The following is a 23,151-nucleotide window of genomic DNA, read 5'->3' on the forward strand; positions in this document are numbered from 1 at the left end:
ATTTTCGTGTAAAACCCAATAAGTAATATTTATTGTCTATTTTACACTAATTACTCGACCGACATTCAAAGCAATTAATTGTGGATCACCAACCTGATAACCAACATATTCCCGTTGAAGTGCTTGTTGATACAAATGAAGCTGTCCCTTATATCGTGCCTGCAATTTAGCCAAGACTTCATCTATTTGAGTATTCCGAACAAAATCAGTTTTATAATCAAACAATGTGACTGTTCGTGATGCTTCATCAACAAAATACCCATCAATAATACCATGAATTAACACTGGTGCTGAATCCTCTAGTGTGTCATAAATATCACTGGCTGGCATAATCATAGCAAAAGTAGCTTCTCTGTGCAACGTCTTCTGGTGAGCAATGATTTGTTTGGCAAAATCGGATTGCAAAAATGCAAGAATCTCATCAATTTCAATTAGTGGTGCCACGCCAGGCAAAATTCTTTTATTTTCAACCAATTCGTCACGTAATTTTTCTATGCTCTGTACTGTATTAATTTTGGTAAAATCAATCAACTGTAAGATCAAATGTGTTGCCGTTCCTACAGCAGAGCTTGATGGTTTTTGCGAACCATCATTCATGAAATCTGGTAAAGGTAACTCGTCAACCTTCAAAACATTAGCAGGTTGTAATTGTCCATTTTCAGTAATAACGGCCGTCTGCATTTGAGCAAGATCTGGGTCCTCAAATATTTGTTTGATTTCACTCACAGATTGATACGCCGCTGTTTGTGTTGCTTGTAAGTTAGCATACTGATAATTCAAAATTGTTTTAGCTCGATCAAAATCCATCGGCGAATAGGTTCCATCCTCAACTAATTCACTCCCCTCAGCACTCGCTATTGGTGCGTGAATTTCGTTTTGATTCGTGAGTGTAACAGCCACCTTTCCTGTTAATGGTGTTTCAGATCCCACTAACCTTGGTAATTGACCATCACCAAGCCAATCTTCTAGTACTTTGTTTTTTGTACGAGCTAAACTCATAATAGTCCATTTTAGATATGAATCAGCTTGTAAGCGCAAAAATTCAGGTAAAAATTGCCCATTAGCGTTCTTGGATTGCTGCCACAAAGATTTTAAGGATTGGTTTCCTGCTTCTCCCTTGACTTTCACCGAACCAATGATAAACAATTGTTGTTCAGCTCTCGTCAGGGCAACGTATAAGAGACGCATTTCTTCAGACCAACTCTGTCGCTTTAACGCCTGCTGTACTACAAGCTTTTGTAATGTAGGTATCATAACCAAAGCATCTGGTTGAATATACTCTAACCCTATACCTTCATTTTTTTGAATCAATAAGCCGCCCTTTAAATCCTGGGTATTAAATGATTTATCAAATTCTGGTAAAAATACAATTGGAAATTCCAATCCTTTTGATGCATGGATGGTCATAATTCTTACAGCTTGAGCATCCGTTTCTTGTGCTGCTTCGCCTAAATCACTGTCACCAGACTGCAACTGTTCAATATATCTAATAAAACGGAACAAACCGCTATGCGTATTATTTTGATAGGTACGCGCATATTCGTATAACGCATGCAAATTTGCTTGTCTTTGTGCACCTCCCGGCATACCAGCAACGTAATCAAGCCACGCCGTATCATCATAAATAGCCCAGATTAATGCTACTAAATCGTTTTGTGTCGCAATTACATGCCACTTTTCAATTAAATTGAGGAAATTTTGCGCTTTTTGATTTTGTTGCGCGTAAGCTTGCAACGCTGTCCAGTAATCATGCATTTTATCCGCAATACGAATTGCCGCCAACTCATTTTCATCAAAGTTAAAAACTGGAGAACGTAACACCGCGGCTAATGGAATATCCTGATGTGGATTATCTATGACACGCAATATATCGAGCATCAGATACACTTCCATCGTCTGAAAATAATTACCGACACCTTCAACTTGAACGGGAATTCCCGCCGCACGTAAGGTTGACACAAGGTCAATATAGCCCGACTTAGCTCGTGTCAAAATGGCAATGTCATTATACTGCACTGGACGGAGACCGGCTGGGTCAGCTTTACGATCGAATATTGAAGTTTCACGTAGCTTCAGTATTCTTTCGGCTAGCAAGGCATATTGGGCCTGCCTTTTCTCAAATACTTCCGTATCAGTTTCCAAATCTTCTTCAGCATCTTCGACAATAATATCCATATGAAATACAGCAGGTACATCATCTGGATAAGCGGCTTTCGGAACTAGTTTTGCCTCACCCGCGTAGGCAATATCTCCAAGTGTTTCATCCATTATTTGCGTAAAAATCAAATTCGTAATATTAGTGACGTTATTTTGCGATCTAAAATTATCCGCTAAATCAATACGAATATCATCGTTTTCTTTTTTTGCAAATTGTTTATACTTCTTTGTGAACAGAGATGGTTCTGCTTGGCGAAAGCCATAAATACTTTGCTTCACATCCCCAACCATATACATATTATGCCCGTTCGAAACACTAGTTAACAGAGTTTCCTGTAATTGGTTGATGTCTTGATATTCATCAACTAAAATTTCATCAAATTGCCCTTGGATTGTTTGTTTGGTAACATCATCTGATAGTATTGCTAACGCCAAAGTTCCTAAATCTGGGAAATCAAGTAATTTTTCTTCGCGCTTGGTCTTTCTAAATGATTCTCGGAATGCTTGCGTTACGAGAATTAGCGTATCAATTAATTTATAAGATTCTTTTTGCACTAGTTGCCATGACTTTTCATCGAGTGCAAAATAAGATGTTATCAATGAATTCATTTGCGATTTGACGCCAACAACCTGCCCTTTAATCTGTCGAGCCACTTCAAGCGTGGCTGACAAATCCAGATCTTCTTTGATTGCCTTTGTTTGAGAATTAATCTTACCACTTGGCGTGTCTAAAATAGCTTCCCGAAGTTCATCCCAAGACCCAACCATCGCTTTGTCTTGGATTAATAATAAATAATCTTGGATCTCAAGAAAAGCATCTTGTGTTTTTTTGAGTTCATCAATTCCTGTAATAGTAAGTTGTACTTCTTCAACTTTTTTTATCAGATCCTTGATAATTTCTAGGATAATTGGCCGGATGCTGTGTGTATATAACGCTGTTGCTGTCAGCGGTTTTCCTGTCACTTCATAAGGTTCACGTAGCTTCTCTAACCATTCATTTCCGTCAGCGCGGGCTTCTGCAAAATCTGATAACCTTAAAATGATTTTCTGTAACTGGTCATCTTGATTTGGATTACCAAAATTATTTACTAGTGTTAAAAACTGTTCATGATGAATATTACTTTCATCATAAAAATCAGCCAAAACATCAGTTAACACATCTTGTTGTAATAATTTACGTTCAGCCGTATCCGACAATAATCGAAATTGTGGGTCTAACCCAATGACATGGTAATACATCTCAATAATTCGTAAAGCATACGCATCTATGGTTGAAATGTTCGCTGCTGGTAATATCAAAAGTTGCTCTTGTAAAAAGCGTTTTTGATTTTCATCAGCTAACTTTAAACGTTTTTCAATAGCGACTTCTAAGCGTTCCCGCATTTCTTTTGCTGCAGCGTTTGTAAAAGTTACAATTAAAAATCTTTCGACACTCACACCACTTAAAATTTTTTGAATCAGACGTTCAATTAAAACAGTCGTCTTTCCTGACCCGGCTGACGCAGCAACTAGAATATTATGATCCTTTTCTTCAATTGCACGTTGCTGATTTTTTGTGAATTTGGTTGCCATTAATCTTGACCACCTTTCAATAATTTAATGATTGAATTTTTATCAGCTGGCGATTGCACTTTATAAGTATCACCCAATGCACGATCAAAACGGATAATATCAAGATAAGGAGAATAAGTTAATCCACCTTCAACTGGCATAATTGGAAAATACCCAGACAAAATGAGATCTCCCGCAGTAATAATATTTTCACGATTACGCTGTAGTAATAAAGCAAACTCATCTGGATCAACTGCGTCTACACCAATCTTTCCTAACGCACCGTTTTTCAGTAATACTACTGGATAGTGAGCTGATTTTTCTTGTGGTTCTAAAGTTGTCAGCGCAGAAACATACGCTGGCTCAGAAATAAAAAGGCCACGATATTTAAAAGTTTCTGGTATTAATTTGCCAGTAAATAGCGCATTAAGATTTGTTTGATTCGTTAGTTTGGTTTTTTCTGGAGATATTTTGGCAAAAAAAGCACCTCCAATAGCCGCAACACCAAGTTTTCCTGCGCTTTGTTGGGCAGCGTTCCAATAAGTTAACAATTGCATTTGCAAACCATCGTAAGCTTGACCCCAATTAAAGGTTTTGCCATTTGATTTATAATCAATGATTGTACCGAATTCGCCATTTACATCTTGCTTATCAAAACGATCAAGTTTACCACGCACTTGCATACGTGCAAAAGAAAGTGGTGGTAATGATTCCTTTGAAAAACCAAATAATTGCTCAACAGCTTCTGGCTTGCTCGTATTTTCTCGTGCTGCAGCTTGTAAATTCAGTACTAGCGTTTCACAGACACGTGTCAAATAGTTTGTAGTTGCCCGCATTTTTCCAGAGTCATTTAATATTTCAAACGCTGGTAACGCTAATTGACTCTGCATATGTTGTCGCACTAAGGCACGTAATTCATCCCCAGTGATATCGCGTAAACTTTTATTTTTTACAATTAATTCATGGAGCACATTTTCAAAAACCGCATGATAAAGCGTACCAGTTTGAGCCACATTCAGTTCGTTCGTTGCGCGCTCTTGCAACTTCAAACCGTACTGGAGAAAGTAAGCAAATGGATTACTATAATAACTTTCCAACTGTGATATAGAGACGTTTAGTCGTTCACCAAACAAAGCCGAGATGAATTCTGGCTTTAATTTTGTAGTATTATTTTGATAATTTGGTGCTGATAAAACACGTTCAAGTCTATCTTGCATTGTATTGGAAATAACATTTTGAACGGCTTTAAAAGCTGCTGTTTGGCCATAAACAGGTAAAATTTTAACCAAATCAGACAAAGTTGCTCTTGCTGTTCCAACATAGTGCTTTAATAGCGATGCCGCGCTACTTGGTATGCTACCGATTACCTCTACTTCACTATTAAATGTATCTACTAATCGTTTGAAAAACGGTGACATTTCTGCTAGTTGTCCACTGGGTTCCAAAATTGGGTAAGAAAGTGTTATTGACCCGATGGAACTCATCAAACTGCCATAAAAAAGAAGGTTTTCTTCTGCCATCTGCTGTTGTGCAGTGTTTTGCAAATAACGCGGATTAGTTCCTGACTGCAAAGCAGGTTGCACAATTGAGCGCTCAGCATCATTGATCAGCGCTGCGTTTTTTGCTTGTGCTGGCAAATTCTGACGTGTGCCACCAATAAAATAAAGTTGTTTATACTGTGTATTTTGAACAATTCCTGCTTCTGAAATCATTAATTGGTCCAAATTATTCGGTATACCAGAGAATTTTGCGCCAGACAAACCAGCTTGCAATGTGGTCACTATATCAGTGAGTGACACACTGCGCTCACCATCAATTTCAACCATCTCATCTAAAGTTTTTGTTAGCATTTGCCAAACTTCTTCACTCTGCTGTGAACGAGATAAATTCCCTTGTGCAATAAAATCATCACGCTGTTCTAAAAGAGCATCGGTTACATGATATTTTTGTAACCATAACACAAGATGCGTCACCGACTGACGCAAATTCTTAGCCATTGCAAATCCATCATCCAACTCATCAAAAGCTTCGACAATAAAGTGTCGTAGATATTCCAAACGGTTGTTAACTTTTTCGTCTTCTGAAATTTCTGTATCATCGTCATCTCGCGTCACTTGAAAAAGTTTAAATGGTCGTGAAAAATCACGCCACCTTGATTCATATGGTCGATAAGCATATAGATAGTTATCCATATGCGAAACAATATCAAAAAATTCGTCGTGTGAAACAATTTTATTTTCAAAAGTTGGTCGTAACAATCCTGTCTTTAAAATTGCTAACATCGTCTGATACTGAAATTTATTAGGTGCTAACAAGTTCAATATTAGCTCTACGAGGGGATGATTCATCATATTCACATCTATATCTAAAAAATATGGTAACTCAAATTGCGACATAACTGCTTCTATATGTGCTTGATATGGTGTTAAATCTCGTGACAAAATAATAATATCGCGTAAATGTAATGTTGGATCATCAACTAGTGAACGCCTAATACGTCGTGCTACTTCTTTAATTTCAGTAATCGGATTTTCGGCTGCAAAAACATTCAAGTGTACCTCATCTCGCGAGCCAGTAAAATTGCGGTACTCACCCAAACACGCCCAAGCACCTAAAACCTGTTGTGCGGTCCTTGATAATGGTCTCATTTTTGTAGCGGCAGTAATCGTCACTTCTTGCTGGGCAGTACGTGCTGTTACGGATAATTGTTCAACCGTTGTCATTGGTTTAAAGAACACATCACCTTCTTGTTGTTGGCCAATTTTTTCAGGATCACCGAGGACACCCATTGTCACTGGATAAGTGGTAATTAATTGATTGACTACCATCATTTCTGCACTTGTAAACCCATTAAAGCCATCAAAATAAAATGCAACGTTGGATAGTTTAAGATCAGCCAACTGTTTTGAAAAGGCTATCAATGTTTCCTGTCCTGTAATTTGATGCTCACCCATGCGAGCATTAAAATCATCAGCCACGATTGCCAAATCATGTAACTTGGCATTAAGTGTTTGCCTCAGAAATATATTATCTGCAGAGTTCTCAAGAATTTCTAATAAATTTTCTGGCGTGACATTACTAGCGCGTAACTCGACTAGCTGAGCCACCAATGCAGACACAAAGCCACTTTTTGTTTGCATCCGTGAGAACACTGGTAAGTTATCCGATTGTTCACGTAAAATATTTGAAACAATCATAAATAATCCCGTTGGTTCGACAATATCTGGTTGCCGATCTGGGGTGTTTTTCATTAATGCCCAAGCTAAACGGGTTAATGAGTAGACTTGTAGACGACTTTGCGCATACAACTCACTGGCGTCGTTACCATTCATTGTTGAAAAACGCTGCAGTACATTGACTTCACTATCGAATTTCACATGATTAGGGACAATATAAAAAACTGTCAGCAACTCATTTTGACGAAATTGCTGTTGAATCTTTGTCAACATTTCGGATCTTAAGTCATGTTGCCCATTACCCATTACAACATTGAGTGACATTAACTCAATCTCTCTTCCTGAACATAGTTAATCGGTAGCCACTCTAACACGCGTTCAATTTGTTTGTTCCAATAATACCATTCGTGTGTGCCAGGTGCTGTTTCATATGTGATATCATAATTTAATTGCTGCAAGGTTGATATGGCAACATCATTAATGGGCTTCAAAAAATCTTGTTCTCCTATCCATGCATATAGTTTTGGTCGCTTGTGACACGTTTTAGCGAGAGCTAAAATATCATTTTTAGATCCAGCGAAACTATCAAAATCGCCAAAAATTCCTTGCCAATATGAAAGCTTTTCCATCTTTAAAAAGTCTTCTTGTCTCGGATTACCTACTAATGCGCCGGAAAGAGAGGCGGCATAGCTGAATTGATTTGTTCCCAAGGCCAACTTAAACGCACCGTAACCACCCATTGACAGTCCGGCTACGAAATTTTTTTCTCTTTTAGTTGATATTTGTGGAAATAAGCTAGCAACTTTTTCAGGTAGCTCACGTGCTAATGCATCAAAGTAGTTCAATCCATAGGTTGTATTAGTATACCAGGCTAAGTCAGTAGACGGCATTACAATTGCTACAGGTGTTTGCCTTACTAAACGTTCAATTGATGTCCGCCGTTGCCAAATTGCATGATCACCTGACATACCATGGAGAAGGTACAATACAGGAATATCCTTCAAGGTTTCTGTTGTCCAAGTTGGGTTATGATCTGATAATTCGGGTAAAATGACATTCATCACACGATCCATACCTAGTACTTTTGAATAATAATTAACTTCTAAAAAAGCCATGTCACACCTCTTTCCATTTACTATTAATGTTATTTTAACAGAAAAAGCGCACGATTGTTCGTACGCTTTTATAATTCCTATGACTAGTTACTTTAACCCATCAATCGTTATTTTCTCGATTGTCGCAATCTTCGCATCATCTAACATATTTGCTTTGAAACTGACTTTATCACCCTCTTTTAAAAATACAGCCTTAGGCGCATTATCTGCGTCAATCTTAAAGACAGCGGACTGTCCTTCGACCATAAAATTAACAATCGTATTTTTGCCATCATTAATTAATGCAACACGTGTTACACTACCGCTAATGCTTTTATCATACTTTTTGTTCGTTGAATGATTGTTTGTGCTATTTGAAGCTAAATCGTTACGATAATCATCAAGTGCCTCTTGGGCATTATCACCATCGACGACAATGTCGTTATCAATAGCATTGATATATACGTACTTTTTAAAGATTCCTTTACTATCTAATAATGAAACAACCCATGTTGGTGTGCCATCAATATTATATAGAATTGGCATTTGTGCTACCCATTTTTTCTCGGGATATATTTTATCTGCAATGCTGATCGCACCATCTGAGTCCATTAATCCTGAATGTGTGTCACGATAATAAGTTAATTCACCCGTTCGAGCATTAATTAATGAATAACCGAGAGCAGAATCCTGATTATTATTGCCAGACGTGAAATCAGTGAAATACAATAAGTTTCCCTTTGAATCAATTAATGGTGTGATTTGACCCGAAGCATAAACACCATTATCAGTTGGAATTTTCACATCACGTTTTGCGCCCAAAGATGTTTGGTTCCACCAACCCTTTTGATATCGACCATAAAATTCATTCATTTTATTTGCTGCGGAACTTGTAATAGGTGCATCAATAAATTTTGGCGCCTTATTGGCCGCGTAAATTTTAACTTCACCAGTTTGCGCATTCAACACAGCTGTTTTAAATTCGTTGAACTTCATTCGTCCAGAAACACCATATTCACGGTATAGTGTTTGAATATAGTATGGCGTACCACTCTCATCAATTTCTAAATTCATATTGCCCATGCTGGCATAAGTTGGTGCTGCCGCATATATTTTACGCGCCGCATCATTATTTAAATACGCCGATGGACTGTACTTTAATCGTTCTTTAACAAATTTCGGTTGTGCGTTAACATCAGTTGCACTAATAATGAAATATCCTGGGACTGATTTATTCTTTAACCATTTGAAAAAACCATTAAACTCTACTGTGGCCACATAAACATATTTACCATTAACAACTTGAGCAGTAATCCCGTCCAATTCATACATGTTTGAATTAGGGATGACACTAAATTTTTGTTGCATTTTCCTTTTGGCAGTATCAGGTGCCAGCGCAATTGGCATATCATTCGCGGATGTCAACAGCTCCGCAGACCCTTTAGTTTTAGCCGGTATTGAACTATAAACATTGTTAATACTGGTTAGCTTTGTGACAAAAGAAACGGCCCCTACTGCTATCCACAATACGAGTGGTGCTACTGCAACAAAAATATAGCGACGAAAGAAATAAGTTTTTGTACGATCACTCACATCCTTGGCGTAATTTTGGCTTCCCCAATCACGAATTTTATTAAAAGAAGCTAGTCCTGCATAGCCAATTAAGTTAATAATTGCTGCAACAAATGCAAATAAAATATTGACATTAATCAGTGTTGTCATATTCTTTGGCGGCAACTGAATATAAAGCACAACATAAGCCAAAATAAATTCAATCAAGGTGCTCAAGATGAACCATTTTACTCTGCGATTCAACGCCACCGCAATGATATTAACAAGCAATGTTCCAATCAAAAATACCAGTGTAACATTTGCAAAACTTAGTAACATATTAATTCTCCCTTATTAATGATGTTATTATCGACACACGATATTCGATAAATAAAAACAGTCGCTTCTAATTATAGAAGCGACTGTTTCGTCAGTTATATTAAACAAGTGCTAATAAATCAGCCTTCTTAGCAGATGAAGTATATGCAGTGCCTTGGGCATCCAAATATGCTTTGATTTCTGCAACAGTATTCTTATCTGTAGGCTTCTTAGCTGAAGCTTCCTTAGTTGTTGCCTTCTTAGCTGGCTTCTTGCCTGACTTTGAATCGTTGTACTTTGCCAAAATACCAGCATTGCTCAACAAGTTACGAACTGTGTCAGATGGTTGTGCACCATTACCCAACCATGACAAAATCTTTTCTTCATCCAACTTGATTTCTGCTGGTTGTGAGATTGGGTTATATGTACCAACTGTTTCGATAAAACGGCCATCACGTGGTGAACGTGAATCAGCAATAACGACACGGTAGAATGGACGCTTCTTTGCACCCATACGCTTCAAACGAATTTTAACTGCCATTGTGGTAGTCCTCCAAATTTCTTTTGTGCTTTTTACACTTTTAATTTACTATATAAGTATGCCATATACCAATATATATGTCAAGTAGAATACCTTGACATATATATTAAAAATCAGAAGAGCATTGTTTCAAAGTTACTATTCATCATTGCTATGACGCGCCGTATTAATTTCTTCACTCAAAATAATTAAATTATCTAGTGCTCGACGCGCCAACATTGAATCATGCTTACGATTTGCTGGGTTCGTAATGCCACCAAGCGTATGTGGTGTGTTTAAATCGTTAATAATTTTTATCAATTCATCTTGCCAAATTCTAAGTTGCTCATTTTCGCCCATAAGCCCTACTCCTATAAACACTTTACCCATTATTTTATCAAAATTACAACTAAATAACAAACCAATTGCTAAAGACTCACCTTCACTAAATAACTAATTGCCAAACAAAAAACATTACACATAATAAAAGTGTAATGTTTTTAATTTACTCTAAGCCTTCTGTTACAGCTTCTGGATAAAACTCACGTATGATTTCAGCTTCATGTTTCGATAATTCTGGGAAAGCTGGGTCAGCACCTAGGTCCTCATGGAACATACGATCTCGTGGAGAAACACCGCCTGTTGCATGAGCAACCGACAACTGCCAACCATCATAATCTTTAGCATTCTCAGCATCTTGAACATCTTGAACATCTTGAACATGCAATTGAGATACCATTAGAAGCAAACGAACATCGGCATGCAATTCTGCTAACCAGTTTTTTTGCTCAGCCGTCAAATACATTGTCAAAGCTGCTTCAGCATTTTTACCAATCAAATCCGCTTCACGCGCTTCTTCTAATACTTTGTTAACTGCATCGCGTAATTTCATAAATACTGCCCAATGATCAAACAATGCTGTCGTGTCACCCAAATCCTCTACCTCAGGCATATCTGTCAAGTAAGCAAATTCAGCTGTTTCATGTGGCAAATACTCCCATACTTCTTCAGCAGTATGTGGTAATACTGGCAATAGCAATCGTACAAGATCAGTTAACGTTTTATAAAAGACGGTTTGCATGGAGCGTCGGGCATGACTTGTAGGGGCCTCAACATAGACGACGTCTTTAGCAATATCCAAATAAAAGGCTGATAAGTCAACATTGACAAAATTAATAACACGCTTAAAAATATCATTTAATCGATAATTATCATAGTCTTTACGAATATCTGCAACAAACTCATTTTCTAAAGCGTAGAAATACTGATCATGTGCAGATAAATCACTGTAAGCAATTGCATCTTTTGTTGGATCAAAATCAGCTGTATTGGCCATCAAGAAACGCAATGTGTTACGCAACTTACGATAATTTTCTGAAACTTGTTTCAAAATTTCATTTGATACAGGCATGTCTTGCGATGTATCAACAGAAATTGTCCACAAACGTAAAATTTCAACACCAAGCTTGTTGGCCACTTCAATAGGAGAAATCGTATTACCCAGTGACTTTGACATCTTGTTACCTTTACCATCAAGGGTAAATCCTTGTGACAAGATTGCTTTGTAGGGTGCAATTCCATTGACGGCAACTGAGGTGATTAATGAAGAATTAAACCAACCACGATATTGATCAGATCCTTCCAGATACATATCAGCTGGATAGTCTAGTTGTGGCCGTGTATTCAATACGCCATTCCATGAAGAACCAGAATCAAACCACACATCCATGATGTCTTCTTCCTTAGTAAATTCGCCATTTGGAGAATGTTCATTAGTATAGCCTTCGGGTAACAAATCCTTAGCTTCATGTTCAAACCAATAATTTGAACCATGTTCTGCAAATAGATCAGCAACATGTCCAATTACTTCTTCATCAAGAATAGCAGTTCCATCCTCCGCATAGAATATTGGTAATGGCACACCCCAAACACGTTGACGTGAGATAACCCAATCGCCACGATCACGAATCATATTATGCAAACGCACCTTACCCCACTCTGGGAAGTAAGCAACTTTATCTAATTCTGATAAAATTTCACTACGGAATTTTTCAACAGATGCAAACCATTGTGGCACAGCTCGCCAAATGATAGGCTTTTTTGTACGCCAATCAAATGGATATGAATGCGTGATTTTTTCTTTTGCCAAGAACAAGCGCGCATCGGTTAACTTATTAATCACTGTACCAACAACATCATCGTAAAACTTGCCTTCAAAATCAGGACCAGCGTTAGCAGTCATGAATCCCTTAGCATCAACAGTGACATCAGCAGGCAAACCATATTTTTTACCCACATTATAATCATCTTCACCGAAACCAGGAGCTGTATGGACCAATCCAGTTCCAGAATCTAGGGTAACGTGATCAGCATTCATAACCAGCTCTTCTTGCTCACTGTCCCATGGATGATATGCAGTAATCTTATCAAGTTCTTGTCCCTTGTAAGTAGCCACAGTTTCCCATGATTCCCAGCCAAACTTAGGCGCCACTGTTTCAAGTAAGTCAGTGGCTACAACGAATTTACGGTCTTCCCCAGATGGTTTCACCACCGAATATTCAAAATCAGGGCCTAAGGTAATTCCACGAGAAGCTGTCACTGTAAAGGGTGTCGTTGTCCAAACTACAAAGTACGTATCCTCATCCAAGAGACCATGGCCCTCTTTAACTTTGTTTGCATAAAACAAAGACGTTGAATCAATATCGTGATATTCAATTTCAGCTTCAGCTAACGCAGATTCAGATGACCATGACCAGTAAACGGGCTTAGCACCCTTAAAAATATAACCTTTAGAAACCATGGTACCGAAAACTCGAATTTGTGCTGCTTCAAACTCAGGCTGTAAGGTTATGTATGGATTATCCCAATCACCTAACACGCCGAGTCGTTTAAAGTCAGCACGTTGTGTATCAACCTGCTTCAGAGCAAAGTCTTTAGCCAAATTACGCCACTCATGCTTTGGCATACTTTTGCGATCGTGCCCCAGCTTTGTCAATTGTTGCTCAATTGGTAAACCATGTGTATCCCAGCCTGGAACATACGGCGCATAGAAACCTGCCATATTCTTATAGCGAACAATAATATCCTTAGTAATCTTATTCAGAGCATGACCAATGTGAATATTTCCGTTCGCATATGGTGGTCCATCGTGCAAATTGAAATGTGGTTTCAATTGATTTTGGGATAATCTTTTTTGGTATAAATCCTGTGCATACCATTTTGCTTGACGCTCAGGTTCAGTTTTAGGTAGCGAACCACGCATTGGAAATCCTGTTTTTCCAAGATTTAATGTATCTTTATACTTCATTAATAAATTCTCCTTTTTATCATTTATAAGCCATCTTAAGCAAATTTATTTAAACCATAATAAATATAAAAAGTCCCTATGCTCGAAAGCATAGGGACGCAATAGCGTGGTACCACCCAACGTTTAGCAGCATAAAAGCTGCCCTCAACTGGGTTTTAACGATCCTCACCGGCTTAGCTTACTAAATCTTGATATTCAGCTAAACAAAATAGTAACTGATCTGGTCAACATCAGGGACGATCATCTCTAACCACCATGACTCGCTGCACGTATGAATGCCAACCTTGCTGTGTTACGCTTTTTATAATTATTTATCGTCTTCGTTTTGTTCCGATTCTGGAAACACTACCACGGGGCCTTGCTCCTCGCTTGACTCTGTATCGTCCTGTTCTTCATCAGGTTCAGGAACAGTTACTGGCTCAGCCTTAGCAATTTCGCCAATACGATGAGCAGTTACTTGCCCCATTGGTAAACGATGAACTGATTCTGCTAACTCATCGCTTTCTAATAGTTTACGCTGAGATTCCAATAATTGCAAGAATGAATTTTTAAAATCTTCAACTTCAGTACGTAATTGATTTTGCTCGTTCGTTAAATCAGCATTTTCTTGGGCCAAACGAATCGCATCAGCATCTGCTTTCGCGCGAGCATCATTAATAATCTTTGTCGCTGATTCCTGTGCATGAGTCAACTGCTTTTTGACTTCAACATCAGCATCTTGTTTCAAACGATCTGCAGCTTCTTGGGCAACAAAAATTGATTGATTAACTTGCTCACGCTTAGATTCAAGTTCATTAACTTTTGCTTGAGCTTCTTCATTTTGACGTTTTAGTTCATCACGCTCAGCAATAAGTGCCTCATAGTCTCCATTGATTTGGTCTAAAAACGCATCAACGTCCGTAGCAACATAAGCTTTGCTTCCTTTTTTAGTAAATTCATGATTCAAAATTTCATCAGGTGTTAGTGCCATAATTTTTCTCCTTTAATATTTTTTGTGCGTTCACAACTACAGTTATTTCATACTTGCTCACTATCTCCGGATAATATTGACAATGGATTTAATCTTGCCTTTTTTACTTAGTCCGTCAAGCAATTTAATTTGAATTCGACCATGCTTTCTGACTGAAATAACATCGTCAATCGCTAATTCTACATCCGGTTTAGCTATTTCGCTCCAATTCACGCGCACTTGATTTTCTTCAATTAGCTTTTTAGCACCAGAACGCGACAGGTCAAATCCAGCTGAAATTACTGTATCAAGTCGTAAAGAAGATAACAACAAGAAGTTTTCTTCCCAATCATTTATATGGGGTAGTACGTTATTAAGATCACATTCTATTAGAGACACTCGTACATGACCAATTTTAGTAACCATCTGTTGAATATATCGTTGCATTTTTGAATCAATGATGATTTGCCATCGACTATGTGTCTGATCATATAAAATATCACCAATAACATTTCTACTAATTCCACTATACATCATTGATCCTAAAATAGTTGAGTGATGCAGATTATTAAATTTAGTAGGATACTTTATTTCTAGCAGTGATATCTCAAATTCTAAATCAGCTTGAGGATATTCCTTGGGTATAAGAATGGCACGTTGGCTTTCCGCACCTTGAACACCACCATTAAAGTAAACAGCTAAATCAGCAGTATGATTTACTAAAACATTTAAAATGTACTGTTCCCGTGGATTGAGAAATTGTGTTAAAATACTACGATATTCATTTCTAGATTGTTGAATCCAATCATCAACTTGCCTTACAAATGGTTGTTCATTTAAACGAAAATGTTGACTAATTGTTGATAGCTTGTTTGTCATAGAAACAAATTAACCAAGTGTAATAAACCACTACGAGCAAAATTCAAAGCAATTATGGCGACAATTGGTGAAAAATCAATCATTGCTATAGGCGGAATGAAGCGAAACATACCTAAGTAAGGTTCAACAATTTTTCCAAGAAACCGCCCCAAGCCAGATTCACGTGCACCAGGAAGCCAAGACATCAAAATATAAACGACAATGGCATATTCATAATATTGAATCAGGTTAAAAATCCATCTAATAATTTCTATTATCATGTGTATTAATACCGACTGTTTGGTTCAAGGTTATCCGTCAATGTACCAGAAATCTCAAATGTATTCGGCGTCACCAAAAAAATTGATTGTCCGATTCGCTCAATTTCTCCATTAACAGCGTATATCGTACCGCCTAAGAAATCTAAAATACGCTTGGCCTGAGCTTCATCAATTTGAGTAAAATTAACAATTGCAGCCTCACCGCCAAGTATCTGCGACGCAATTGAACGAGAATCTGAATATACTTTAGGCTCAAATAAAGCAATTTTACTGTTAGCACTGTTCAATCCTGCAGGAGTTTGTGACTGGGTAGTTTGTCTAACAAATCGTGGTTGTGAAGAAGTTTTTTGTGTTGCCTGCTGCTCTTGCTGCTGACTTTGTTCATACCCATCTTCTTCGTAATAGTCGTCTTCTTCATTGCTGAAAAGACGCTTAATTGTATCACCTAATGCCATAAGTTCTCCTTAACGCTTCTTGAAAAATGGTGGTTGATCATTATCATCATCATTTGACAAATCAACAGATGCACTTGAAGTTGGCGTATTAAACACATCAAAAGATTGCTTTTGAACATCGTCAAAACGCTTTTCCTCAGAGAATACATCTTTTGTATCATTCGTAATGTTCCAGTCTGCAAATGGATCATTTTGTGCCATTGTAGGCTTAGGCGCAGCATTTGAAGGTGCTGGCTTTTCAAATACAGAATTGTTTATTGGTGCTTCATTTGTATTTGTTGTGCTACTTGTATTAACGTTAGAACCAAAAACATTTGCAGCTGAGGCAGCAGTATTTTCAGTCATTTTGGGTTTTTCAGTCACATTTTGTAGACCGGTAGCAATCACTGTAACTCGAATTGAATCTTCCAAGTTTTCATCAATTGAAGTACCGAAAATAACATTGACATCGTGACCAGCTTCTTGGCTAATCACTTCTGAGGCTGTTTGCGCCTCAAACAATGACATGTCTAAACCACCTGTGATATTTAACAAAACATCTTCAGCTCCTGCCATGTCAACTTCCAACAATGGAGAAGAAATAGCTTGCTTAGTTGCATCAGCTGCACGTGTTTCACCACTGGCTTGTCCAACACCCATCAAAGCAGGTCCGGCATCTTGCATAACTGTTTTAACGTCAGCAAAATCCAAGTTAATAAAGCCTGGATTTGTAATCAACTCTGAAATACCACGAACACCTTGTGCCACGACTTCATCAACTACCTTAAAAGCTTCTGACAATGGCGTGCGCAAATCAATACGATCTTTCAAACGTTCGTTTGTAATAACGATCAAAGAATCAACAGATTCTGAGAGCGCTTGAAGACCCTCGGCGGCATAACGACCACGCTTTGGACCTTCCCACTTAAATGGACGAGTAACCACAGCAACGGTTAGAGCACCTTGTTCCTTGGCAATACGTGCTACAACTGGAGCAGCGCCATTACCAGTTCCGCCACCCATTCCAGCTGTAATAACTACCATATCAGCCCCTGTCATGGCAGAAGCAATCGCCTCTGATGATTCTTCAGCGGCCTTAGTTCCTCTTTCAGGATTAGAACCGGCACCTAATCCGCCGGTCAATTTAGGACCAATTTGAATTTTTGTGTCTGCTTTTGATTTGTCTAGTGCTTGTACATCAGTGTTGGCAACGATAAATTCGACACCGCTAACACCTTCTTCTATCATATGATTAACAGCATTGGAACCACCGCCTCCAACACCGATAACCTTAATGATTGCGCCTGCTTGTTGCGCGTCATCAATTGAAAAATCCATGAGTCGTCTCCTTAAATGTTCGATTATTCTTCATTAAATAAATTGCTGAGTTTTTGGCGCATTTTACCAAACCAGCCTTGTTGCGGATCATTTACAATTTCACCATCATACTGAAAACTTTCTACAGGTTGTTGTACAACTTCATCCCCATACTCTTCTGGTAACATAGAAATTTGTTGTTCAACTGCATGACGTTGCATAATGGTTTGCTTAATCACCTGTTGTGTCATACTTTCACGAGAAGCAAACATCGCATAGGATAGCGAACGCGAATAGGCTGGATGTCGCAAACCAATTTGATCTGGTACAAACAAGCGGACATTATCACCCAAAACTCGCTTTGCAAAGTCTACCATTTTCGGTAAGGCAGCGTTGCCACCAGTTAGAACGAAACCACCTGGCAGATTCAACGCACCAATTTGCTTTAATTGCTCAAATAATCTCGTATACATCTGTTCCAAACGTGCAGCGATAATCTCTGAAAGATACTGTTCGTCAAATTGCTTAGTAAATTCTTCGCCGATAACCTCTACTGGAAATTCGTTAGATGACACAGTCTGCGAAGGATCTGCATATCCATAGTCTCGCTTGATTTTCTCAGCGTTAATATATGATGTTCCTAAAACAGTAGATATATCTTTAGTTACATTATCTCCACCTTCTATATCGACGAAGGTAAATTTAAGCTTTCGATCATGGATAACTGAAGTACTAGTTTGCCCGCCACCAAGATCTATAAGAACAGTTCCAAAATCTTGCTGCCCATCATTTAAAATGATGGATCCCATGGCTAATGGTGCCAATACAAATTCTCGTAAAGTTAATCCGGCTTTTTGAATGGCCATCCGTGTGTTATCTAAAACTTTTTCCGGCCCAACATAAGCAATTCCATGCATCTCTAACCGAACACCGATCATTTCATGCGGATCTTTGATACCATCAAAACCATCGACTACAAATTCCTCAGCAACCAATTCTATTACATCATGGTCAGCTGGCAATCCACGAGACAATGCCTGTGTTGCAACATTTTGTACATCTTGATATGTAATTCTTTTGTTTTGATTAGCAATCGACACTAAACCGTCAACATTAATAATTTTAATTTGATTAGCTGGAACACCAGCTACGACTTCACTGATTTGAATATTTGCTTTTTCTTGTGCTTGGTCAATCGCTTCACGAATTGCACTTGCAGTCGCGTCAATGTCAACAATAACACCACGTCTTAAGCCCCGAGATGGGGCATTTCCTGCACCAATTACATTGAACTGATTACCAGTCATTTGTGTAATGACAACCTTGATTGAAGTAGTTCCGATGTCTAATCCAACCGTCACGCCTGAATTATTCATGCGTAGTGCCCCTTTATAAATTATTTTTTTAAAATATACCTAGTACTAATGGTACCATACAAATGAGGTGTTTTACCACTCATTTGCCGTTCTATTTAGAACCATATCCGTAGGAATATGCACCATATTGCAAATCAATTATTCCCTTGGTTTGCATTTGAGCTGCAATGCCAGGATAATAAACCATTTTTTCCCCAAATGTCTTTAGCGTAGCCAAAACTGTATTCCCATCTGTCATAATAATCTTCAAACGATTATTGTTATCCTTGGTTGGTGAATATATGATTTGACTTATGTTCTGCCTTAATGATAATTCAAACTGTGAGAAAATTTTAGCCGTCTTAGTCAGTTGCGCATTATTTTTGAAGTTACTATAAATTGGTGCATTTCCGTTAGGATCATCGACTTTTTTTAGTTCCCCTTGACGATTAAGTGCATACCATTGACCATTCTTTTTCACAAAGCCTGCACTAATATTTTCAACAACTTTGATTGAAACGACATTACTATCCAAATTAATATCAGCAGAATAAACTTTTGCGTCTTTTTTTATTAATTGGTGTGCTATAAAAGCCGTTTGTCCCAAAACACGCCAGCGTGGTGTTTTATCGTTAATGCCAACATATTTTTGAACTTGTTGTTTGGTTAACGTATTCGAATCAATGTTAACTGAACTAATCGTACGCCATGGTTGTAAACTCAAAATTAAACCGACAATTAAAACAACAAAAGCCGCCAAACTAATCCAAAGTTGTAACGGTCGTCGCTTCATAAATTGTGATTTAATTTTCTCCATTATTCACCAATTGCATCCAATATTAACGCGTATAAACGATCTCCAGCATCTCTGATGCCAACATTTTTAGCTTGTTCTGTCATTGTTTTACTAACAGAATCATTTAATAACAGCGAATCTGCTGCTAGCAATAATGCTTTCCCTGACAAAGCAGGTTCAGTAATCATCAATGCTGCGCCTGCATCAACTAGGCTTTGTGCATTTTTTGTTTGATGATCACCAGTAACATAGGGGCTTGGCACTAGAATTGATGGAATTCCCAGTGCCGTGATTTCGGCAATAGATGTTGCACCAGCTCGAGATACAATAGCCGATGTTTTTGCCAATACCTCTGGCATGTTTTCAATGTAAGGCAAAATTCGAACATTATCTGCTGGCTGTGTTGTCAGCCTATCCAAAACATTCTCATATCGCTTTGGACCAGTCACAATAACAACTTGATAATTTCTTTTATTAAACTCTTGCATAGCATCAATTACAGCTAAATTGATTGGCGGTGCCCCTTGAGAGCCTCCAAATATCAACAATGATGGCTTTTCATCGCTCAATCCAATTTGTTGCCATGAAAAATTAGACTTAATAGATGCCACCTGTTGGGCACGAGGGTTTCCTACCACGAATACTTTATCTTTAGGAAACTGTGACAGCGCAACATCAAAAGCGACACCTATCTTAGTTGCACCACGTGACAAAAACTTATTTGTAACGCCTGCCACTGAATTTTGCTCATGTATAACAGTTGGAATGTGCAGCCTTTGGGCAGCATAGACAACAGCGCCACTGACATAGCCACCTGTTCCAACTACAACATCAGGATTAAAATCCTTAATAATCTTTTTAGCCTCTTTAACCGCTTTTAAGAATAATGATACTGTCTTGATATTTTCTAATGAAAAAGATCTTTTAAAGCCTTGAACAGTTAATTTTTCAAAAGGCATGCCCGTGGACGGCACAATGTTTGATTCCACACCACGTTCTGAACCAACATACAAAAATTCTGTATCCGGCTCATGTTTACGAATAACTTCAGCTAGTGCCAATGCTGGGTAAATGTGACCACCAGTACCACCACCCGATAGAATTATTTTCATTTTAGTCCTCTCTTGAATTCAATGTTTCTTTCAGTGATGCAACAAAATTATCACCGCGCTCTTCAAAGCTACTATATTGATCCCAACTTGCCTGTGCCGGAGAAAGCAACACTACATCTCCTGGTGAAGCTAATTGAACAGCTACTGGCGCAGCATGTTCGACATCAGTCACAGCAATCACTGGTTTTCCAGCCTCACGAGCAAGTGTTACAATTTTTTGTTGCGTTTCTCCAACAGCAATAACTGCCTTCACATTTTTTAGATTTGGCAACAAACGTTCCAAATTATCGCCACGCTCTAAACCGCCGCCAATCCATATCGTTGGACAATCAAAACTATCCAAAGCGGTTTGAGTGGCTTCAATATCTGTTGCTTTAGAATCATTATAATATTTAACATCACCAGCTGTGAACAAATATTGCAAACGATGTGCTACACCACTAAACGTTTTTAAAACTTCTCGAATAGCTGGTTTAGACACACCAGCTAAATTAGCTACTGTTACAGCAGCTAAAATATTTTCCTGGTTATGTGGTCCTACTAACTTAATATCTTTAGTAGGCATCACAATTTCATCTGTCATTACTAAATTATCATCCGAAAACGCAACTGGAAAATGCTGTTTTGTTCTAGAAAATTCCAAAACCTGAGCTTCAGTTTCATTTTTAAATTTTTCTGTGTCTTGCCCTTCAGCATTTAAAATCAAGTATTGATTAGCATTTTGATTACGCGTAATGCGGAATTTAGCAGCAACATAGTTTGCGCGCGTTTTATGGTAATCTAAATGATTTGAAAAAATATTAGTAATCAACGCGATGTCCGGTTGGATATCTGGTAGTCCTAATAATTGGAAGCTAGATAATTCCAATAATAAAGTGTCTTCTTGAGTCAAATCAAAAACCACTTCACTAACTGGAACACCGATATTTCCCGCAGTTATTACATTTTGGCCGTCAGCCTTCAACATATCACGAATTAATGATGTAGTTGTTGTTTTTCCGTTCGAGCCAGTTACTGCTATCAAGCGACCCTTGAAGATGCTCAAGGCAACCTCAACTTCTGTCAATATAGGAATATTAAGTTTTTCAGCTTTTTGCACTAAAGGATGGTCATAATTAATACCAGGATTTTTAATCAAATAATCATATGTGCTATCGAGCGTTTCAGAATTGTCCGTGCCAATCAATGCTACATCAGCAGCCAACAAGTCTCGATAAGTGGCATCTTGCGCATCAAATTCATCGCCATTGACCACTGTAACCCTACTACCTAATTTTGTTAATAGTTGTGCTGCCGCTTTTCCTGAGCGTGCCCAACCAAATACCATTACTTTTTTGTTTTTAAAATCTGTTGCTTGCATAACTAACCTGATTTCTATTATATGTACGCGGCCAATGTCCGCTTTAACTCATATACAAAATGCCAATAATTCCTATGATTGCAGTTACAATCCAGAACAAAGCATCAATTTGCCATTCATTCCAGCCAAACTTTTCAAATGAGTGATGTATTGGCGCCATGGGGAAAATTCGTTTTTTCCAGAAATGATAGCTAATTGTTTGAATAACTACTGATAGGGTCTCGATAACAAAAATCAACCCAAACCATAAAAGTGAAAAAGGAATACCGAGTACAATTGATTCAATTGCCAGCCCAGCGCCTAAAGCTAAAGAGCCAGTATCGCCCATAAAAATTTTTGCTTTTGGTTTGTTAAATAGTAAAAAGGCGACTAACGCCCCTATAATTGAGGCATTAAAAATCACAATTATATGGTTATGAGCTCCTAAAGCAATCCACGTATAAACAAAATAAACAATCAGACTTGTACCTGCAAGTAGTCCGTCTAATCCATCTGTTAAGTTAGTCGCATTTGACCAACCCACAAGCCAAAACCACAAGAAAATGAAGTAAAAGATTCCTAAATTAAAAACACCAATAAACGGTATGTTTAATATGAATGGTATGTGCATGATCCACATAATAATTATGATGACAACCGCACATAAGGTTTGCGCCAAAAGTTTTGGTATGAAGCGAAAACCATCATCCGCATGATGAATCATTTTCAACGCATCATCAATGCCGCCAATGATTGCATAAGCAACTACAGCCAAGATGGGTATAAGTACCATTATAAATCCAATTTTACCCGCATAGTCGACACTGCCAATCAGCGCACTTAGCGATGCAGCTGCGATAAACAATGCCCCACCCATACTTGGTGTACCTGCTTTAGATTGATGGTCAGGCCCTAATTTCCGAATTACGGCTTGTTCTTTAGATTGTTTTAAAAATTTGATCACCGCAGGCATGAATATTACAGTAACAATAAACGCACGGGTGAATGCCCAAAAATACTCTGTCATTTTCTCCCA

At 38.1% G+C, this 23,151-nt stretch carries 17 protein-coding genes; all 17 read right to left on the reverse strand.

The features are described from left to right. Positions 1-36: 36 nt before the first annotated feature. The 17 genes from addA to mraY all read right to left on the reverse strand — a co-directional run bounded on the left by addA (position 37) and on the right by mraY (position 23,142). Positions 37-3,729, reverse strand: a complete 3,693-nt coding sequence (gene addA / locus A6B45_RS07105) for a helicase-exonuclease AddAB subunit AddA (protein ID WP_072613955.1) — start codon at positions 3,727-3,729, stop codon at positions 37-39. Further along, positions 3,729-7,208 (reverse strand): PD-(D/E)XK nuclease family protein, encoded by a 3,480-nt coding sequence (locus A6B45_RS07110; RefSeq protein ID WP_072613956.1) that lies wholly within the window; start codon positions 7,206-7,208, stop codon positions 3,729-3,731. The genes addA and A6B45_RS07110 overlap by 1 nt, the downstream gene beginning before the upstream one ends. Further along, the gene (locus A6B45_RS07115; protein ID WP_072613957.1) at positions 7,208-7,999 is read right to left on the reverse strand and encodes an alpha/beta hydrolase; all 792 of its coding nucleotides are present in this window, start codon (positions 7,997-7,999) and stop codon (positions 7,208-7,210) included. Before A6B45_RS07115 ends, A6B45_RS07110 begins: the two co-directional genes overlap by 1 nt. Positions 8,000-8,086: 87 nt before the next feature. Next, entirely contained in the window at positions 8,087-9,868 is a 1,782-nt protein-coding gene (locus A6B45_RS07120) for an MFS transporter (RefSeq protein WP_072613958.1), read from the reverse strand. Between the two features lie 100 nt (positions 9,869-9,968). Further along, positions 9,969-10,388 carry a 30S ribosomal protein S16 gene (gene rpsP / locus A6B45_RS07125; protein ID WP_072613959.1) on the reverse strand — a complete coding sequence of 140 codons (420 nt, stop codon included), beginning with the start codon at positions 10,386-10,388 and terminating at the stop codon, positions 9,969-9,971. A gap of 138 nt (positions 10,389-10,526) precedes the next feature. After that, positions 10,527-10,727 carry a hypothetical protein gene (locus A6B45_RS07130; protein ID WP_072613960.1) on the reverse strand — a complete coding sequence of 67 codons (201 nt, stop codon included), beginning with the start codon at positions 10,725-10,727 and terminating at the stop codon, positions 10,527-10,529. 145 nt (positions 10,728-10,872) lie between these two features. Beyond that, positions 10,873-13,674: an isoleucine--tRNA ligase gene (gene ileS / locus A6B45_RS07135; RefSeq protein WP_072613961.1), complete on the reverse strand. Its 2,802-nt coding sequence runs from the start codon at positions 13,672-13,674 to the stop codon at positions 10,873-10,875. A gap of 307 nt (positions 13,675-13,981) precedes the next feature. Further along, the gene (locus tag A6B45_RS07140) at positions 13,982-14,644 is read right to left on the reverse strand and encodes a DivIVA domain-containing protein (RefSeq protein WP_072613962.1); all 663 of its coding nucleotides are present in this window, start codon (positions 14,642-14,644) and stop codon (positions 13,982-13,984) included. Between the two features lie 60 nt (positions 14,645-14,704). Then, positions 14,705-15,502 (reverse strand): YlmH family RNA-binding protein, encoded by a 798-nt coding sequence (locus tag A6B45_RS07145; RefSeq protein WP_072613963.1) that lies wholly within the window; start codon positions 15,500-15,502, stop codon positions 14,705-14,707. Beyond that, the gene (locus A6B45_RS07150; protein WP_072613964.1) at positions 15,499-15,762 is read right to left on the reverse strand and encodes a YggT family protein; all 264 of its coding nucleotides are present in this window, start codon (positions 15,760-15,762) and stop codon (positions 15,499-15,501) included. The genes A6B45_RS07145 and A6B45_RS07150 overlap by 4 nt, the downstream gene beginning before the upstream one ends. Positions 15,763-15,767: 5 nt before the next feature. After that, complete coding sequence (locus A6B45_RS07155; protein WP_036091690.1) at positions 15,768-16,217, reverse strand: cell division protein SepF; 450 nt, start codon at positions 16,215-16,217, stop codon at positions 15,768-15,770. 9 nt (positions 16,218-16,226) lie between these two features. Further along, complete coding sequence (ftsZ, locus tag A6B45_RS07160; protein ID WP_011680168.1) at positions 16,227-17,534, reverse strand: cell division protein FtsZ; 1,308 nt, start codon at positions 17,532-17,534, stop codon at positions 16,227-16,229. Positions 17,535-17,557: 23 nt separating this feature from the next. Then, on the reverse strand, positions 17,558-18,889 hold the full coding sequence (gene ftsA / locus A6B45_RS07165; protein WP_072613965.1) for a cell division protein FtsA: 1,332 nt from the start codon (positions 18,887-18,889) through the stop codon (positions 17,558-17,560). 91 nt (positions 18,890-18,980) lie between these two features. Beyond that, entirely contained in the window at positions 18,981-19,685 is a 705-nt protein-coding gene (locus tag A6B45_RS07170; RefSeq protein ID WP_072613966.1) for a cell division protein FtsQ/DivIB, read from the reverse strand. Continuing rightward, positions 19,685-20,776 (reverse strand): undecaprenyldiphospho-muramoylpentapeptide beta-N-acetylglucosaminyltransferase, encoded by a 1,092-nt coding sequence (gene murG / locus A6B45_RS07175; protein ID WP_072613967.1) that lies wholly within the window; start codon positions 20,774-20,776, stop codon positions 19,685-19,687. Before murG ends, A6B45_RS07170 begins: the two co-directional genes overlap by 1 nt. A gap of 1 nt (position 20,777) precedes the next feature. Next, positions 20,778-22,136 carry a UDP-N-acetylmuramoyl-L-alanine--D-glutamate ligase gene (gene murD, locus A6B45_RS07180; RefSeq protein ID WP_072613968.1) on the reverse strand — a complete coding sequence of 453 codons (1,359 nt, stop codon included), beginning with the start codon at positions 22,134-22,136 and terminating at the stop codon, positions 20,778-20,780. A gap of 43 nt (positions 22,137-22,179) precedes the next feature. Then, positions 22,180-23,142, reverse strand: coding sequence for a phospho-N-acetylmuramoyl-pentapeptide-transferase (mraY, locus tag A6B45_RS07185; protein WP_072613969.1), 963 nt, complete (start codon positions 23,140-23,142; stop codon positions 22,180-22,182). Between the last annotated feature and the right edge of the window lie 9 nt (positions 23,143-23,151).

Origin of the sequence: Leuconostoc suionicum (genome assembly GCF_001891125.1) — a bacterium.
Lineage (GTDB): Bacteria > Bacillota > Bacilli > Lactobacillales > Lactobacillaceae > Leuconostoc > Leuconostoc suionicum.